The organism is Microbacterium sp. KNMS, assembly GCF_053851835.1.
The window spans coordinates 1-267 of sequence record NZ_JBSQBP010000118.1; the positions used below are offsets into that span (position 1 = coordinate 1).

Below are 267 nucleotides of genomic sequence, written 5' to 3' on the forward strand. Positions count from 1 at the left end.
GGTTTATATTCATAAATCAGGTAATCAACCTCACTACCTGCCTGCCAGCTCTGGTTATTTAATTGATTTCCAGACAGGTGAATATCACCGTTTGCCAATATATTGCTGGCATTATTATCAAGTCTGGAAGCCTGAATAGTCAGGTCACTACCTGAAGAGATACGCCCTGATGGAGAATCGCCCCCTGTGATAACAGTTGTGCTGTATCTTCCGGAAAAACGCTGCCTGACTGTATTTTTAAAAGGAGCCAGATAATAGTATGTGGAG

The 267-nt window shown here is 42.3% G+C and carries 1 protein-coding gene; it reads right to left on the reverse strand.

Annotated elements, in window-relative coordinates; genetic code table 11:
• The coding region (locus ACWXWW_RS18070; protein WP_455971396.1) for a hypothetical protein at positions 1-267 on the reverse strand (267 nt) is incomplete at both ends.